The organism is Alteromonas mediterranea DE (assembly GCF_000020585.3).
Classification (GTDB): Bacteria; Pseudomonadota; Gammaproteobacteria; order Enterobacterales; family Alteromonadaceae; genus Alteromonas; species Alteromonas mediterranea.
On the sequence record NC_011138.3, the window covers coordinates 2,681,564 to 2,699,519 of the forward strand.

Annotated in this window: 16 protein-coding genes; 9 read left to right on the forward strand and 7 right to left on the reverse strand. The window is 44.7% G+C overall.

Going from position 1 to position 17,956, the window contains the following annotated elements:
* The first annotated feature begins 78 nt into the window (after window positions 1-78).
* Window positions 79-504: a halomucin gene (locus MADE_RS11910; protein WP_231129113.1), complete on the forward strand. Its 426-nt coding sequence runs from the start codon at window positions 79-81 to the stop codon at window positions 502-504.
* A 313-nt stretch (window positions 505-817) separates the two neighbouring features.
* On the opposite strand, the gene cysS is transcribed toward MADE_RS11910, so the two are convergent.
* Complete coding sequence (gene cysS, locus MADE_RS11920) at window positions 818-2,200, reverse strand: cysteine--tRNA ligase (protein ID WP_012518466.1); 1,383 nt, start codon at window positions 2,198-2,200, stop codon at window positions 818-820.
* A 163-nt stretch (window positions 2,201-2,363) separates the two neighbouring features.
* Here cysS and MADE_RS11925 point away from each other — a divergent pair, with 163 nt between their 5' ends.
* From MADE_RS11925 to gtfA, 6 genes are all read left to right on the forward strand, one after another.
* On the forward strand, window positions 2,364-2,855 hold the full coding sequence (locus tag MADE_RS11925; RefSeq protein WP_012518465.1) for a peptidylprolyl isomerase: 492 nt from the start codon (window positions 2,364-2,366) through the stop codon (window positions 2,853-2,855).
* Between the two features lie 128 nt (window positions 2,856-2,983).
* Entirely contained in the window at window positions 2,984-3,709 is a 726-nt protein-coding gene (gene lpxH / locus MADE_RS11930) for a UDP-2,3-diacylglucosamine diphosphatase (protein ID WP_012518464.1), read from the forward strand.
* A gap of 232 nt (window positions 3,710-3,941) precedes the next feature.
* A complete protein-coding gene (locus tag MADE_RS11935) occupies window positions 3,942-4,556 on the forward strand; it encodes an OB-fold-containig protein (RefSeq protein WP_012518463.1) in 615 nt (204 codons plus the stop codon).
* Between the two features lie 19 nt (window positions 4,557-4,575).
* The gene (locus MADE_RS11940) at window positions 4,576-6,345 is read left to right on the forward strand and encodes a flotillin family protein (RefSeq protein ID WP_012518462.1); all 1,770 of its coding nucleotides are present in this window, start codon (window positions 4,576-4,578) and stop codon (window positions 6,343-6,345) included.
* A 108-nt stretch (window positions 6,346-6,453) separates the two neighbouring features.
* Complete coding sequence (locus MADE_RS11945) at window positions 6,454-6,639, forward strand: oxidoreductase-like domain-containing protein (RefSeq protein ID WP_012518461.1); 186 nt, start codon at window positions 6,454-6,456, stop codon at window positions 6,637-6,639.
* 309 nt (window positions 6,640-6,948) lie between these two features.
* The gene (gtfA, locus tag MADE_RS11950; RefSeq protein ID WP_012518460.1) at window positions 6,949-8,445 is read left to right on the forward strand and encodes a sucrose phosphorylase; all 1,497 of its coding nucleotides are present in this window, start codon (window positions 6,949-6,951) and stop codon (window positions 8,443-8,445) included.
* Window positions 8,446-8,547: 102 nt separating this feature from the next.
* On the opposite strand, the gene MADE_RS11955 is transcribed toward gtfA, so the two are convergent.
* The gene (locus MADE_RS11955) at window positions 8,548-8,970 is read right to left on the reverse strand and encodes a winged helix-turn-helix transcriptional regulator (RefSeq protein ID WP_012518459.1); all 423 of its coding nucleotides are present in this window, start codon (window positions 8,968-8,970) and stop codon (window positions 8,548-8,550) included.
* A 173-nt stretch (window positions 8,971-9,143) separates the two neighbouring features.
* On the opposite strand from MADE_RS11955, the gene MADE_RS11960 reads away from it, so the two are divergent.
* The gene (locus MADE_RS11960; protein WP_012518458.1) at window positions 9,144-10,133 is read left to right on the forward strand and encodes a YhdH/YhfP family quinone oxidoreductase; all 990 of its coding nucleotides are present in this window, start codon (window positions 9,144-9,146) and stop codon (window positions 10,131-10,133) included.
* Between the two features lie 370 nt (window positions 10,134-10,503).
* On the opposite strand, the gene MADE_RS11965 is transcribed toward MADE_RS11960, so the two are convergent.
* From MADE_RS11965 to MADE_RS11975, 3 genes are all read right to left on the reverse strand, one after another.
* Window positions 10,504-10,710, reverse strand: a complete 207-nt coding sequence (locus MADE_RS11965; RefSeq protein WP_012517740.1) for a hypothetical protein — start codon at window positions 10,708-10,710, stop codon at window positions 10,504-10,506.
* 353 nt (window positions 10,711-11,063) lie between these two features.
* Window positions 11,064-13,133, reverse strand: a complete 2,070-nt coding sequence (locus MADE_RS11970) for a catalase (protein WP_012518457.1) — start codon at window positions 13,131-13,133, stop codon at window positions 11,064-11,066.
* Between the two features lie 279 nt (window positions 13,134-13,412).
* Window positions 13,413-14,426: a zinc-binding alcohol dehydrogenase family protein gene (locus tag MADE_RS11975; protein WP_024016498.1), complete on the reverse strand. Its 1,014-nt coding sequence runs from the start codon at window positions 14,424-14,426 to the stop codon at window positions 13,413-13,415.
* Between the two features lie 100 nt (window positions 14,427-14,526).
* Between MADE_RS11975 and MADE_RS11980 the strand changes: the two genes are divergently transcribed.
* Entirely contained in the window at window positions 14,527-15,435 is a 909-nt protein-coding gene (locus MADE_RS11980) for a LysR family transcriptional regulator (RefSeq protein WP_012518455.1), read from the forward strand.
* A 65-nt stretch (window positions 15,436-15,500) separates the two neighbouring features.
* On the opposite strand, the gene MADE_RS11985 is transcribed toward MADE_RS11980, so the two are convergent.
* Together MADE_RS11985 and MADE_RS11990 are read right to left on the reverse strand one after the other, a co-directional pair.
* Window positions 15,501-17,096, reverse strand: a complete 1,596-nt coding sequence (locus MADE_RS11985; protein WP_012518454.1) for a S10 family peptidase — start codon at window positions 17,094-17,096, stop codon at window positions 15,501-15,503.
* Between the two features lie 176 nt (window positions 17,097-17,272).
* Window positions 17,273-17,878: an acyl carrier protein phosphodiesterase gene (locus MADE_RS11990; RefSeq protein WP_012518453.1), complete on the reverse strand. Its 606-nt coding sequence runs from the start codon at window positions 17,876-17,878 to the stop codon at window positions 17,273-17,275.
* Window positions 17,879-17,956 lie beyond the last annotated feature (78 nt).

Consider the following 17,956-nt stretch of genomic DNA (forward strand, 5'->3'; position numbering starts at 1 on the left):
ATTCTGTTCAGCCATTGTTCATACAAATAAGCTAATATAAAGTCCTTACGAATATAATTATAACGATTAGAGGGACTTATGATGAAAATGAAACGCTGCAGAATGTTCAGCCGCTCATTTAACCACGCAATACTAGCAAGTTGTATAACGGCATTTGCTTCAGGCTGCATGGTGATCTTGCCGACCTCTTCTATTTCCACCAACCAAGAACCTGAAAAAATAGTTGAGCGCATTGAATACAATGCAAACCGATGCTGGTCCACACTGCATCAGCCAATCCATAGCGATATAGTCGTAAACACGTACACAATACAAAACGGCTACAAACTCACGGCCAGTCGTAAAGAAGGGAGCACCCCGCAATATCCTTTTTTACACGTCACCGTTACCCACTCAACCTACGGCAGCGAGGTATCTGTTCGAGAAGGTGAGTTTAACTTGGGCACAGACTTAAATTTAAGTGATGATGTAAATCGATGGATAAATGGCGACAATAGCTGTTAAGAATAAAAGTTAGCGAAGGTACTGGGTTCGTCACCGAGAGTAAAATTAAGCTTATCGCCACGTTAAGCCAGCCTTTTTATGCAATGATGGCAGAAACCGAAGAACAAGACGAAATAGCTGTTATTTCTCGCAAAACAGCACAAGCATTAAACGTTAGATCGGGAGATACCATTTTACTTTCAAATGTTTAGCTTCGTACGTATATCCAAAAACCGCTGTTCAATGACGAAAACTCGGTGTGCGCTTTAAGCTTAACTAAAAAGAAAACCCGCAAATGCGGGCTTTCATTCTGTTAAAAAGTATTGGCTGCTAATTATGCTTTACGCCACGTAGTACCGCTTGGGCCGTCTTCTAACACTACGCCTTTTGCGTTTAACGCATCGCGTGCGGCATCTGCCGCTGCCCAATCTTTGGAGGCACGGGCATCGTTACGCTGTTTAATTAACGCTTCAATTTCAGCCGCTTCATCGTCATTGCCTTCACCGCCTTTAAGGTAAGTATCTGGGTCGCTTTGAAGCATACCCAAAATTGCGCCTAGGCCTTTAAGAACAGCAGCCAGTTTACCGGCTTCTTCAGCATTGTCTTTTTGGCGGTTAAGCTCACGTGCCACATCGAACAATACCGAAAAGGCTTCAGGTACGTTTAGGTCATCGTTCATAGCCGCTTCGAAACGCGCTAGGTAGCCACCGTAGCTAAGGTCTGTGCTCTCATTTACTACAACACCACGCAGCGCAGTATATAAACGCTCCAGCGCCGCTTTCGCTTGGGTGATATTGTCTTGAGAGTAACTTAACTGGCTACGATAATGCGCCGACATCAAAAAGAAACGCAAGGTTTCTGAATCGTGCTCTTTTAGCACATCGCGTAAAGTAAAAAAGTTACCCAACGATTTAGACATTTTTTCGTCGTTAACTTGAACCATACCCGCGTGCATCCACACGTTTACGTAAGGCGTATCATATGCGCAGCACGACTGAGCCACTTCATTTTCATGGTGCGGGAAGGTTAAATCTGAGCCACCGCCGTGAATATCAAAGTGCGCACCAAGATGCTTATGATTCATTGCAGAACATTCAATGTGCCAGCCCGGGCGGCCTTCGCCCCATGGCGATTGCCATGCAGGCTCTCCAGGCTTGGTGGTCTTCCACAGCACGAAGTCTAGCGGGTCATCTTTACCTGCCGCCACTTCAACACGGGCACCGGCTTTAAGCTGATCTAAGTCTTGTTTGCTTAGCTTGCCGTAATCTTCATACTTACTTACGTCGAATAGCACATCGCCGCTTTTAGCTTGATAAGCATAGCCTTTATCCATCAGGCGCTGAATGATTTCTATAATTTCATCCATGTGGCCGCTTACTGTCGGCTCAACATCTGGCTCTAGTAGGTTAATCGCTGCAAAGTCTTCGTGCATCATGGCGATAGTACGTGCCGTGAGTGCTTCGAAGCTTTCGCCGTTTTCATTAGCGCGAGCAATAATTTTGTCGTCTATGTCTGTGATATTACGCACGTACTTAACGTCTAAACCAAGGTGGCGCAAATAGCGTACTAACACGTCGAAACTTAGGTAAGTACGGGCATGGCCCATGTGACTTAGGTCATAAACGGTGATACCACACACATACAAACCCACTTTCCCTTCTTGAAGCGGAACAAACTTCGCTTTTTCACGGGTTCGGGTGTTGTAAAGATGTAGCATGTCTATATTTCCTATTTGTCATAATTTTTGGGCCGCAAAGTTTAGCACTGTCACCATGCAAATGGTACAAGGCTTTTGCGCTGTAGTAGTATTTTGCGCTACCGCCCTCTTTTGCGCTAAAATCGGCGCACTTTATATATGCTAACACACAGGACAAACCACAATGGTTACGTTGAAAACAAATTTCGGTGATATCACCCTAGAGCTTTTTGAAGATAAAGCGCCTAAAACCGTAGCGAACTTTCTTTCTTATGTAGAAGACGGCTTCTTTGACAACACTATTTTCCATCGTGTAATTAACAACTTCATGATTCAAGGTGGTGGTTTCACCCCTGATATGGAACAAAAAGACACCAAAGACCCTATTGAAAACGAAGCTGACAACGGCGTTGCAAACGAAGTTGGCACCATAGCGATGGCGCGTACTCAAGACCCACACTCAGCCACAGCTCAGTTTTTCATTAACGTGAACAACAACGACTTCCTAAACCATACAAGCAAGTCGATGAATGGTTGGGGCTACTGTGCATTCGGTAAAGTAACTGAAGGCATGGATGTTGTAGAGAAAATTAAAGCGGTTAAAACAGGTAATAACGGCTACCACCAAGACGTACCTGTAGAGCCAGTGATCATTGAAAAAGCAGTGGTTGCTTAATTAGCTGCTTAAACTATAGCCTTATTGATCGTATGGCTGGCATGTTTTTCAAAACATGCTTGAAATATTAAGCTAAAAGCAAGCCGCGTTTTTTTAACGCGGCTTTTTAAACTACGTTAAGAAGAATTATGTCGTTCACCTACTTCATCGCTGATTTACACCTAAGTGCCGATCGTCCAGATATCACAGAATGCTTGATGCGCTTTTTAAAAGAAGATGCAATTAATGCTGACGCACTTTATGTTCTTGGCGACCTATTCGAAGTGTGGATTGGCGACGACAATGTCACGCCCTTTAACACTGCCATTGCGTCAGCCTTTAAAGAAGTCAGTCAGCACTGCCCTATTTACTTCATTCATGGCAACCGCGATTTCGCCATACGGGAAAAGTGGCTATCGAAAGCCGGTATGACTCTCTTAAACGAACAAGAAGTTATTGATTTGTACGGCACACCTACCCTGCTCACGCACGGTGATGAGCTTTGTACTCGCGATGTTGCCTATCAAAAGTTTCGCAAAAAATCTCGCGGGTGGTGGTGGCCACGCTTAATGCTAGCCTTGCCCTTGTGGTATCGACAGCGTGTAGCAGATAACGGCCGTGCCGAAAGCAAAGAAAAGCAACAGAACCTAAAACCTGAGATTATGGATGTCACCCCTGAAGAGGTGGTGAAAGTGATGGAAAAGTGGGGCGTACAGCGCATGATCCATGGTCATACGCACAGGCCAAACATTCATAGCCTCAAAGCAAACGGAAAATCAGCGACGCGCATAGTCCTTGGCGACTGGTACGATCAAGGTAGCGTATTACGGGTTACCGCCGATGAAGTGCTTCTGGAAAAGCACAATTTCAACTGAGCATTTTCATGTAGAAAGGGCTTTAAAAGTTTAGCCTAAGCCGTTTTCTATATCGACCATGATTTGTGGCGAAAAGGCTGCAGCATACCTTTCGCTCACACTAAATAGAATAACAGATAATCTGATAATTTATTGTTACAAACTAGTCGAAAGTACATAAGTTATTCACTAGCTTAATTATTGTTCTGTGGTATAACGTAAGAAAACGAGTTAGTCATCATGGATGGTGTAAATGACAGATGTTCTTCTTTCCCCCTCAAACTTCTGGTTCAGCATTGCGCTTATAGCCGTTTTCATTGTTTTTGTGTTAGAGCTTATTGGCACGATTTTCGGTGCAAGCGTGTTAGGTGTAGGCGACGATTTTGGCGAGTTAGATAGCGAAGGTTTCCTTAACACGGCCTTTGCCAACTTTTTAAATATCAATAAAGTTCCGTTTCTAATTTATTTAATTGTATTACTGACCGTTTTTGGTCTTAGTGGCTTGCTTATAAACGGCCTGTCAGCTACGGTTTTAAGTGTTACTCCCCCTTCACTCATCTCAGTGCCACTTGCGTTTTTAGTAGGGTTATTTATTACCGCTAAAACGGTACACATTATTTCGAGTTTGCTTCCCACGATAGAATCGAGCGCAGTTAACAGCGACGAGTTTGTAGGGTCAGTAGCAGAGATTACCATCGGCAAAGCCAGTAGAGGCAACCCCGCAGAAGCAAAGTTCACTGATTGTTATTCACAACCTCATTTCGTGCTAGTAGAGCCTTTTGAAGAAGAAGAGCTTTTTTCGCAAGGAGAGCGCGTAATCTTAATTCAAAAAAATAAACACAGTTGGTTAGCAACACGCTACCTATAACCTAAAAAGAGATAAAAGTATGGATACAATTCAACCATCTAGCTTGCCGTCAATACTCTTTATTGCCGGTGCTATTGTTGTAGGGCTTATCGTTATTGGCCTTATTTTCGCTAAGCTCTACACCCGAGCAACGAAGGAAACGGCATTTGTAAGAACTGGCCTGGGCGGTGAGAAAGTTATAAAAGACGGCGGCGCGCTTGTGCTCCCTGTTGTTCACGAAATAATTCCCGTGAACATGAACACCCTTCGCATAGAAGTGGAGAAAATTCAAAAAGACGCCCTGATTACTAAAGATCGCATGCGCGTTGACGTTAAAGCCGACTTCTATCTGCGTGTAGCACCTAATGCCAACGGCATCTCAATGGCGGCGCAAACGCTAGGTACCCGTACCACCCGCGCCGAAGAAGTTAAGAAATTGATGGAGTCGAAATTCGTTGACGTACTTCGCGCCGTAGCAGCTGAAATGAGCATGACCGAAATGCATGAACAGCGTGCTGATTTTGTGCAGAAGGTTCAACAAAGTGTTGCTAACGACCTTGAAAAGAACGGTTTAGAGTTAGAGTCGGTAAGCTTAACGGGCTTCGACCAAACTGACTTGCAATTCTTTAATGAAAATAACGCGTTCGATGCCGAAGGTCGCGCACGCTTGACCAAAATCATCGAAGAAAAACGCAAAGAAACCAACGATATCCAGCAAGAAAATCGCATTTTTATTGAGCAGCGTAATTTAGCCGCAGAAAAGCAGTCTTTAGACGTTAAACGGGACGAAGAAGAAGCTCGACTCGCCCAAGAACAGGTGCTTGCTTTTAAGCGTCAGGAACAAAAAGCGGAAATTGCTAAACAGCGTGAAATGAAAGAGCGTGAAGAGCGCGAGGCAGAAATTGCTAAAAATCGCGCTATAGAAGCTGCGGAAATTGAAAAGTCGCGAGAAATTGAAACCCAAGAAATTGCCAAACGCCAAGCGCTAGAACAAGCGCGAATTCGCCAGCAACAAGAAGTAGAAGTTTCCGAGCAAGTGAAACAAATTGCCGTTGCGACCAAGTCTGAAGAAGAGTCTGCAGCGCGTGCAAAAGCCGCTGAAGCGGAAAAACAAAAAGTTGAAAAAGAAGAAGCCGTACTGACCGCGAAATCAGTAGCAGAGGCTGAACGTAAGAAGCAAATTGAAGTTATAGACGCCCGTAAAGAAGCTGAACGTGAAGCGGTAAGTATTACCGTTGAAGCACAGGCTAAAAAAGAAGCGGCAGAAAACACCGCTGAAGCGATCCTAACCGAAGCGAAAGCCACCGCTGATGCGAAAATGCTGCAAGCAGAGGCCGACGAGAAGGTACTTGCGGTTGAGGCACAAGGTAAACAGGCCCTTTACGAAGCTGAAAATACCCTAAAAGATGAGCAGATTGAGCTACAGAAGTCGCTTGCCATGCTTAAGGTATTGCCCGAACTGGTGGCGCATGCCGTTAAGCCACTTGAAAATATTGATGGTATTAAAATTCTTCAAGGGTACGGCCAGGGTAGTGGCGTTAAAGGCGACCACACCGTTGCTACTGCAGGAAGTGGCTTAGCAGAGCAAGTTACTCAAGCAGCACTTAATTACCGCGCTAATGCACCTCTTGTAGATTCAATGTTGCGCGAAGTAGGTTTAGTCGAGGCCGACAAAGGCACCTTGGAAGATTTAGTGACGGGCAATAGTGACTTACTATCGCAAGCCAGCGCAGTAAGGCCTAAGCCTGTTGTGGCAGAACCAGGGAAACTTACCCCAAAAACAGCCACTGAAGAACGCCCCACTGAATAAGCATCTGCAAACTGACTATCAGTATACAGCCCTGTTCTAAACAGGGCTTTTTGTTGGTACGCCCCCTCTCTTCGTTTATAATACCTACTGGCTTAGAGGATATTTAGTATGGCAACGCTACCTGAAGAACCAGAAAAACCGCTACGTGATGACTGTTGCGGTGGCGGCGCTTGCTGCCCTTGTATCTGGGATGTGTATTACGAAAAGCTGGATAAATGGAGAGAAGCTAAAAAAGCACAAGAAGAATCTCAACAACAGCCGTCTGACACATCTCAGCTAGATAAAGGCGAATAAAAAACACTCGCCACAACTGTTAACCAATTGTTAAGCCTGCGTTATACGTGCCCTGCCGCCTCATTTCATAAACTTTTCATTTACAAATACACATTCTACTGTTACCTTATCTTAATCGATTAAGAGTTGAGTTTTTTGTAAATCTCGCCCCATGTGGCTGAGTTTGAAAAAGCAGGTTAAGAATTAAGCTAAGCCCGTTAACAATTCACTGTGAATGAAAAAGACTGGTAGCGCTTAATTCGAGGTAATGCTCGCTCGATAGATGTAAAGAAGTACGAGCAAGCACATGCTGAATTTTGGAGAGTTATCATGTCTATACGCAATGGCGTTCAGTTAATTACATATGCGGACCGACTAGGCGACGGCAACATCGAAAGTCTAACCAATCTACTGGATGGCCCCCTTAAAGGCTTGTTTAAAGGTGTTCATATTTTACCTTTTTACTACCCTTACGACGGAGAAGATGCAGGGTTTGACCCCATCGATCACACCACAGTAGACGAACGTCTAGGCGATTGGAACAATATTAAAAAGCTTGGTGAGTCGGTAGATATTATGGCCGACCTCATTGTGAACCATATGTCAGGTCAAAGCGAAGCATTTACAGATGTGCTAAAAAAGGGACGAGAGTCTGAATACTGGCCACTATTCCTTACAAAAGAAGATGTTTTCTCTGGCAACGATCAGGCTGAAATTGACGAACAGATCGCAAAAGTCTTCCGCCCTCGCCCTACGCCATTTTTCAGCGACTACGAAGTTGGTATAGAGACAGACTCGACAGAAACGGTACCATTTTGGACAACATTTACATCGAACCAAATTGATATTGACGTTGAGTCGGAGTTAGGGAAAGAGTACCTTTCTTCTATCCTTCAGTCGTTTACCGAAAGTAACGTTGATCTAATACGTTTAGATGCAGCCGGTTACGCTATTAAACGCGCGGGTTCAAATTGCTTCATGCTTGAAGAGACATTTGAATTTATTGAAGCCCTTTCTAAGCGAGCTCGCACCATGGGCATGCAATGCCTGGTTGAAATTCACAGCCATTACCAAACGCAAATTGATATCGCGGCGCGTTGTGACAGCGTTTATGACTTCGCACTACCGCCTTTGGTGCTGCACACTCTATTCACCAAAGATGCGAGCGCACTAGCGCATTGGTTGTCTATTTCTCCTCGCAACTGCTTTACAGTACTCGATACGCACGACGGTATCGGTATTGTTGATGTGGGTGCAAGCGGCGACAAACCAGGCCTGATTAGCGCCGACGCTATCAACGCATTAGTTGAACAAATTCACGTTAATTCAAATGGCGAGTCTAAAAAGGCAACCGGCGCGGCAGCCAACAACGTTGACCTTTATCAGGTCAACTGTACCTACTATGACGCGCTAGGCAAAGACGACTTTGCTTACTTAGTAGCGAGAGCTATCCAATTCTTCAGCCCAGGTATTCCTCAAGTTTATTACGGTGGCTTACTTGCTGCGCACAACGACATGGAGCTACTAGCAAACACGAATGTGGGTCGCGATATAAACCGCCCTTATTTAACAACAGCGATGGTTGAAGACGCTATTCAAAAGCCAGTTGTTAAAGGTTTAATGCAGCTTATTACGCTTAGAAACGAAAACAAAGCGTTTGGCGGCGCTTTTGACGTTACGTATACGGATAACACTCTTGTACTGTCGTGGAGCAACGACGGTGATGCAGCATCATTAACCGTAGATTTCGCTGCAATGGACGCGACTATTAACACGGTTAGCAATGGCGAAGAAAGCACGCTTTCTATAGGCGCTTTATTAGCCTAAGCCGTGAGAGGTACATCCTCACATATACATTGAAGGCGAGCATTGGGAGGGTCTCTTTTCAATGCTCGCCTTTTTTATTTATGTGTAGGTGATTGGTATTCTTTACGGTTTATGTTCGTCATTATACGTTCTTCCCCAATCGCATAGTTGACGCAGGGTTGGCTCTAAAGTGCGACCTAATTCGGTTAGCGAATACTCCACCCGCGGCGGAACTTCGGCATACACCTTTCTATTTACCAGCCCGTCTCGCTCTAACTCTCTAAGTTGCTGTGTCAGCATTTTTTGCGTCACCCCCTGAAGCCGTCGCCTTAACTGGCTAAAGCGAAGGGTTTTATGGCAAAGATGCCAAAGGATCACCCCTTTCCACTTACCGCCAATAATTTCTAGCGACACCGCAACACCACAAATATATTGCTTCGGTTCGCTGACTGTTCCGCTCGGTTTTTCGATATTTTCATCTGTACTCAGTGAGCCGACAGTACCATTCTCTGGGGTACTGTCTACGGATTTTAAACTTGCTGTCATCTTTCCTCCGAGACTGGTGTTCTCGCTATCGTTTATGTCTAAACCTTGAAGTTATGTACGGGAAAGCCCAATAGTATCTTTTAGGGTACTACCCTACCAAAAAGTGCATACTTGCGCAAAAATAATATAGCGTCACAATGGGTAGCGTAAATTTTCGACCAACGGAGACAGGTATGACATCGTTTAACGCTTTGCTTGTAGAAAAACAGGAAGATAAATCATTTACTCGAAGTGTGACGCAGCGCTCACTAGAGGATTTACCAGAAGGCGCACTGCTTATTAAGGTGCATTACTCGTCGCTTAATTACAAAGATGCTTTGTCGGCAACGGGTAACCCTGGTGTAAGTCGAAACTTTCCGCACACTCCGGGCATCGATGCTGCGGGCGTTGTAGTCTCATGCGACGACGACCGCTTCAGCGAGGGCGACGAAGTGATCGTAACGGGTTACGATTTAGGAATGAATACCGCTGGCGGCTTCGGTGAATACATTCGAATTCCTAGCGAATGGGCAGTAGCCAAACCTGAAGGCTTATCTTTAAAAGAGTCGATGGTAATTGGTACGGCAGGCTTTACCGCTGGTCTTTCTGTACTGGGCCTAGTTGAACATGGTGTTACACCCGATAAAGGCGAAATCTTAGTAACTGGGGCCACAGGAGGCGTAGGCTCGGTGGCAGTGGCAATTTTAGCCAAGGCAGGGTATTCGGTGGTAGCTTGTACCGGGAAGAAGGAACATGAGTCTTTTCTAACTTCACTAGGGGCAATTAAAGTCATTACCCGTGACGAACTACTCGAGAACAAAGAGCGCCCTATGTTAAAAGAGCAATATGCAGGCGCAATTGATACCGTGGGCGGTGAATATCTTGCACAAGCCATAAAAGCAACCCAATATGGTGGTGCGGTAACATGTTGTGGGCTGACTGCTTCAGCCGATCTTAATGTAAGTGTATTTCCGTTTATCTTACGCGGCGTGTCTTTGCTAGGTATCGACTCAGTGCAATGCCCCATGCCGCCTAGATTAAAACTTTGGGATAAATTAGCCAGCGAATGGAAACTTGAATGTCTTGACGACTTAACTGAAGAAGTTTCGCTAGGTGACGTTAGCCAAAAAATAGATGCCATTTTAAAAGGGCAAATTTCTGGAAGGACACTTCTAAAACTGTAAAGCCCCGCAACGTGTGAGGTCATATCGAGTAGGGTGAGGCTTGCGCCTCATCCCTCTCACAGAACCGTACGTACGGGCCTCGTATACGGCTCCTGCATACTTCATATCACTTGCTAAGTGACACAATGCTAATTTGCAATCTAGTATCGTGCGCCCTATGGACATCGTTCATTTTCTAACATTGTGGTAACTTTCATTGCAGGGTTTGGCGTTCTAGCACTGAGGCAATCTACCAAATTTGACTACAATTACTTCCCATATACGGCCTGTCTCACCAGACATCACTATTCCTAGCGCACCGATTCGACTTGTCCCGCTGATCAGGCGGCTTGTGTATCAATGATAAAAAAACTCACAACTCATCAGAGTCTTAAAGTCTGCTTCCCCCCTTCGCAATCCATTTAAGCTTTTGGCTAAAATGGATCCTATCAAACACAATGCTGATAGTCGGCTTGGTTTTACCCTCCACACCATTACTGGCTTTCATCGGCCTAGCCTTACTCACTACTACGGGTTCATCTGCCACCTCACACTCGCAACATTCTTGGATCACTCCTTGAACGATACGTCCAACCATTTGATTGGATCCAATGCCAGGCTTCCCCAGTTACTGCACTGGCTCCCTGTTAGAAATTCCACCCTCAAACACAAAACAGGTCTGACTGAGTATCGGGCTTCGCGCTATTTTGCACGCTTACCCACCTGCCTTGCCGAATCAGGTTCACTTTCATTGTGTACCTCTAACTTCCTATGGCTTCCTTCGGACCCTGTCGTTGGCCAACAACGCCCTTGCCATTCGGATTATCTTCCCCTCAGTCAGGGTGATTCAGGTTTCTTTCAACCTGACGGGTTTGCCAGCTTCGCTGGGCAAACAAAAAAGGACGCCTCAAAAAGCGTCCTTCTATCATTAAAAAAACTGCAAAGGCTGAATTAAGATCTAGCCCAATAGCGAATACCACGCAGTGTTTTAATAAATTCGTCTGCCGACTTTTGTTTAAGGTCCACAAAACCTTCGTCTATCATGCTATCTAAGCCAACGGCCTTGATAAGTGGCATTGCGGCATCTGTGTAGCCGATAAACTTGTTGTGAGCAAACGCATCAGAAACAAAATCTTTTGCTTCAGGCTTGCCCGCTAACTTTTCGGCTCCCGACTGCGACATTAGTAACAGCACCGCATCGTATAATACTGATGGCCCACCATCGACCTTCTGCTGTGCATCTACTTTTTTACCCTTATCACAAGTAACGCCGCCAATTTGAGGCGCAACAACCTCGTACATAGCGCCTTCATTATCTAAAGCAGTTTTTACTTTCCCAAGCAATTCACCGTCAAGGTCATCACTCACTAAAATACCCAGCTTTCTGCCTTTAAACGTATCCGGCGCATTTTTTAAGATACTTAACGCATCAGACTCAACGAGGTCTTCTCTAGTTTCCATTGCAGCCTCTGCTGGCTCTGGCATCTCTGAGAAGCCCAGCGCTTCACCCACGGCTTTCGCAAGGTCTTTATCTACATTTAATAGATGTGATACTACTCGCTCACGAATCGACAAACGCTCTACTTTGGATAGCTCAAAAGCGAATGCGTCGCGAATATGCTCTTTCTCGGTTTCAGTTTGGCTGATATAAAACTGACGAGCTTGGCTGTAATGGTCAGCGAAAGTTTCTGAGCGATGTCTAACCTTTTCACCTGATACTTCTTCATTATGCGATTTAAATCCATGTGCTGGACACGCGCGCGGATTATTCTCATCGGCTTCCCAAGAGTTTGGCTCGTAATTAGCACGACCTTTGGGGTTATGCATTGCCATATGGCCGTCTTGCTGGAAATGACGCATCGGGCATTTAGGCGCGTTAATGGGCAAGTGCGTAAAATTAGTACTACCTAATCGTTTCAACTGAGTATCTAAATAAGAGAAATTACGCCCCTGTAGTAGTGGGTCGTTGGTAAAATCTATACCAGGTACAATGTTTTGTGTACAAAATGCAACTTGCTCTGTTTCAGCGAAGAAGTTATCTACCACCTTATTAAGCACCATTTTACCTACAATTTTAACTGGTACTTGCTCTTCGGGTATAAGCTTGGTTGCGTCTAAAACATCGAATTCAAAATTATCTGCAAACTCTTGGTCGAAGACCTGCATACCTAACTCCCATTCTGGGAAGTCGCCAGCAAGTATTGCATTCCAAAGGTCTCTTCTGTGGAAATCGGGATCTGCACCATTAATTTTCAGTGCTTCATTCCACACGACTGACTGCAAACCTTGTTTCGGTTTCCAATGAAACTTCACATATTTCATTTCACCTTTGGCATTTATAAGCTTAAAGGTGTGTACACCAAAACCTTCCATGAAGCGGAATGAACGCGGAATAGCACGGTCTGACATCGCCCACATAAGCATGTGAACAGACTCTGGGCTTAAGCTTGTGAAGTCCCAAAAGTTATCGTGCGCGGTTTGCGCTTGTGGAAAACCTCGGTCAGGCTCTTGTTTAGCTGAGTGAATTAAATCTGGGAACTTGATAGCATCTTGAATAAAGAAGACGGGAATGTTATTGCCAACTAAATCCCAATTGCCCTCTTGAGTATAGAATTTAACAGCAAAACCTCGTACATCGCGCGCTAAATCTGGAGAACCCTGGTTGCCCGCTACGGTAGAGAATCTAGTGAATACCGGGGTCTTTTTACCTTTTTCCTGAAAAATTTCAGCACAGGTGATGTCAGATAGTGACTCGTACGTTTCAAAATATCCGTGGGCCCCGTACCCTCGAGCATGCACCACGCGCTCGGGAATGCGCTCGTGATCAAAGTGAAATATTTTCTCACGCATCACGTGATCTTCTAGTGCTGAAGGCCCTCTTGCTCCAGCTTTTAGTGAATTCTGGTCATCGTGTACAGGACAACCCTGCGCGGTTGTCATTGTAGGGTAACCGTCGCCAGCCTTCTGATGTAATTCGCCGCCTTGTCCTTTATTTCCTTCATACTTGAATGATTCAGCCATGATTATTCCTTGTGGTTAAAGTTTAAACACACATCAATGTTTAATGCTATTCGCCACTGTTACAGCAAGTTAGATTCCAAGTAAAATTCACATAAATTTCAACGCGTTAAATAATAAAGAATAGATTACCGGGGCATTCTTACAAAATTAGAAGAAAGAATTACAAATAAGACAAAGCGGTCAAGGGAGCGCGATGCCGCCTAAACCGCTTTTAGTGACGCGATAAGATATAAGCCCTCTGAGAGGGCTTAGTGAGTGCCAATAGTGATTAAATGCGCCTTAAAATCCTTCTAATACCAATTTGCCTATTGCGCGCCCTTCTTCAAGTATTCTATGGGCCGCAATAAGGTTTTGTGCCGTAATCTTACCTAAGTGCTTGCCTACCGTGGTTTTTATTTTGCCTTCGTCAATTAGTGTAGCAACATGCGTTAGCAACCGACTCTGCTCAACCATATCTTCGGTTTCAAACATTGAACGGGTAAACATAAATTCCCAATGTAACGATAGACTCTTTTGTTTTAACTTTGCTACGTCCAAGCTTTCTGGGTCGTCAATTAACGCCAGTTTACCTTTCGGTTTCATCACCTCAACATACTCGTCAATGTATTGATGCGTGTTGTTTAAACTGGCTACGTGGGTCACCTCACCAATGTTGAGCGACTTAATTTGCTCGGCCAAAGGTTTACTGTGATCAACGACATAGTCTGCGCCGAGTTCTTGCACCCAGTTTTTAGAGCTTTCACGAGACGCCGTTGCTATTACCACTGCGCCGGTCAGGACTTTAAGCAGCTGCAGCATAATAGAGCCTACGCCACCGGCAGCGCCTACTACCAACACAACTTCATCGCTTTTCTCACTTTGCTGCTTCAGCGCCAAGTGATCAAATAGTAGCTCATAAGCTGTGATGGTGGTTAAAGGAAGCGCTGCCGCTTCGCTATCAGAAAGGGAACTCGGCGCCTTACCTACAATGCGCTCGTCAACCAACTGGAATTCTGCATTAGAGCCCGCCCGCGTTAGGTCTCCGGCATAATACACCTTATCACCTACCGCAAACTGGGTTACATCAGCGCCAATTTCTGCGACTTCACCTACCGCATCCCAGCCTAAAATTTTAGGATCGCCACCCTCAGGGTTTACTCGTTGACGAATTTTGTAATCTACAGGGTTTACCGCTATCGCATTTATTTTTACCAATAAGTCTCTACCCGACGCGCTGGGCTTGTCTACGTCTAAATCTATTAGTGCATTAGGTTCGTTAATGTCTAGTGAGTGGGTATAACCAATAGCTTTCATCATTCGTTTCTCCTTTTGAGTAATATTCTCATCATACTCTTGATTAAATTTCGATAAACAGCACAATATAAGAAACATTATCAAATGGTTTTTGAAAATCATGTTGCTCGATGACTTGAACGTTGTGATAAAAGTAGCCGAATTTAGAAACATTACCGCTGCAGCTACCCACCTAAATATGCGTACGGCTACGGCGAGTGCAGCTGTTAAACGGGTAGAACAAGCGGTTGGTGCTGAGTTGTTTGTACGCACCACCCGATCACTTAGGCTTTCTTCTGCTGGTGAGCGCTTCTTGCCAACGTGTGAACAAGCCATGTCGATGCTAAAAAACGCCAAACAAAACTTAAAAGGTGAAACTGGCGTTATTGAGGGCGAATTACGGCTAGGTTTATCCTCTGACTTAGGCCGTAACGTCATTGCACCATGGCTTGATGATTTCATGAATGAGCATGAGAAAATAAGCGTAAAACTCAATTTGAACGACAGTAATATCGACTTCTATCGCGACCCAATTGACTTAGCTTTACGTTATGGCTCGCCTGATGATGCAAGCGTTTACGGGTTTAAGATATGTGATGTACCACGCTTACTTGTTGCTTCGCCCTCTTATATCAGCACCTATGGTGCCCCTGAACAATTTGAAGATTTACAAGCTCACAATGGGCTGTTTTATCAACTGCACGATAAAGTGTATAACGAATGGGAATTCGTGCACGAGGGTAAACCGTTAAAGATAAAAATGCAGGGCAACAGAACGGCGAACGACGGTGAAATGGTTAGAAGGTGGGCTGTCGCAGGTAAAGGGGTAGCTGTTAAATCAAGCTTAGACGCCTGTGATGACATTCTAAATGGACGTCTTATTACGTTATTGTCAGACTACCAACCGAAACCCACGCAACTTTGGCTAATTTGCCCGAGCCGCCAGTCTATTACACCAGCGGTTAGGCTGTTAAGAGACATGTTAAAAACGCGCTGCGCTGAATGTTTAGCGCAGCTAGCTCATTTCTGAGCCTCCAATTTTTATTGCATCGCTTTTATGGTGGCTCAGAAAAAAGAATGGCTCACTGATTTCGACTATCGCTTGTATTCAGCAGGTTCACCTTTGCTCGGCGTGCTTGCTTTAATGAATTCACGTAAATCTTGGTTAGACTGTTTTAAGTCATCGCGACGCAGGTACATCATGTGCCCACTGCGATACCCTTTAAAGCTTAAACGGTCTTTTAAGGTCCCACTTTGATCTAGCTGCCACATGGTGTATTTAGCATCGAAGTAATTCGTTGCACCATCGTAATAACCTGCTTGAATCATTACATTTAAATAGGGATTTTGCGCCATCGCCAATCGCAAATTCTGCCCCGTTTGGTTGTTACTTCTATCCCACGGATGCACGTTTCCGAACATGTTGTATTTCATGTCGGTTTTGTAATTTAACTCTTCACGCAAATAGTAATTAATAGCAGGTGTGAAGGAATGCAGCCATGACGTTAGCTCTGCCCAGTAATCAGGGCGGTCACCGCTTTGCTTCGCGTCTATACCCAAATAACGGCTATCCAATCTGCCTAAGGTCTTCCCTTCATCTCGTAATAAATCTTTCCAGAAAAAAGCGGTGCTTACATCTAGGTTATTTTGAGCAATAGACGCCTCACTTAAACCAGAATAGCGCGCCATTTGATTTAGCACCTCATGCTTTTCTTTATCGCCGATAAACCCACCTTTAGCCAGCGCCGGAATAAGCGTGTTGATAGTGAAATCTTCGACTTCGGGTAAGAGTTCAGTTAAGTCTTTATTTTGTAGTTCTGGGTCTAGCTTATTGTGATACCACGCGGCAGCCGCAAAATAAGGTAGTCGGTTGGCGGCTTTTACTGGACCGTTACGCTCAATACCTATATCGGTTGGCGATACCAACACGACACCGTTTAGATACATCCACTGTCGGTTTTGAAGCTCTAATGCAAGACCCGAAACCCGAGTTGTACCGTAGCTTTCACCGATAAGGTATTTCGGGGAGCGCCAGCGATTGTTGCGTGTTACAAAGGTATTCACCCAATCTGCTAAATAGCTAATATCTGCACTTACCCCAAAGAACATTTTTTGTTGCTCATCTTGCGATGGCATTGAACCGTCTGCTTTAGGAAGCACACGGCTATAACCCGTGTTTACCGGGTTAACAAATACAATATCAGCCACGTCTAAAATCGAATATGGGTTGGTTTGAATGCCATAAGGCTGAACCGGGTAGCCTTCATCATCGATATTGAGAATACGCGGGCCGGTATACGCGACATGCATCCACACAGAGGCGGAACCCGGGCCACCGTTAAATGAAATGATAAGCGGGCGCTCGGTATTCTCTTTTACGTCCGTTCGCTGATAGTAAGTATAGAACAAGGTCGCAACCGCTTCGTCTTTTGTGTTCCAAACCGGTTGCGTACCTGTGGTAGCGCTGTATTTCACGCGCTTACCCGAAATTTTTGTTTCATGCTCAGTTACCACGCTACTGTCTATTTCAACTGAACGAGCATGCGTTACGGGGCCTTCATCTTTCGCGGTAGCAACACCAGTTAAACTCGCGAAAACGAAAAGAGTAGCAGTAAACCATGAAACGGCTTTGCCTGACTTGGCACCTTTATGGTGTGATGCAGATAGCGTTGAGGGATATATTTTCATCATTATTTTTTATCTGTCTTTTATCGTGTACTTTTAGTTAAGTAATCGTTGATGTATACCTCAGTTTGCAAGCTTTGAGGTATCATCTGCTGATAACACTATATAGCGGTTAATAATACAGCTTTGTAATCAACGATAAATCGCCGAATTTCGTCGATACTCTTCGTAATCTAGCTTACCTACTTAAATTGAGGCGCAGATTTATTTTCTGGCCCCTCATTTTCAATATGCGCAATGAGCTCTGGAAAAAATGCTAAAAACAGCTGCTCTATCTCTTCTTGATGCTCACTGATATCGTCAACGCTTTTATGAAATGTATTGGCAAAGCGAATGCGTTTAGCCACTACGGAGATAGCTTTCGCAATCCCATCTTCTCTCGCGTAATCCTCAAACCAATCGTGAGTGATCATGTGCCCTATGCTTAACTGCATAGTTCTTGGCATACTAGGTAGGCGCTTTTCTAATAATGCAAAACTTTGCTCCCGAAAATCATCAAAACCTTGTGGTGTAAATGTAGCCCAGTGTTTGATAAGTAAATGATCGAAATAGATATCCAGCGCTACAGGCGCAAAGCGCCTGCGACTTTTATGAAATAATGTTTTCGCCGCTAGTACGGTTTCGTGCCTATCGGTAAATCTATCAACTTCGTAGTGATTTTTAAGGCCTAGCCGTACTGCATTTCCAAACGTGTTGATATCAACGCCCCTTCTAAAATCTCCCAACAAGTTACCAAAATGAGAGTCGGCAGTGGGGCGAGCAAGAAAGAGATGGGCAAGATAATTCATTTTGTAATTTAAAGGCCTCGATTTTAAGTTGTAAGGGCTTGTGGGTATCAAGTAAAATTAGCATTCATTTAGACGCCT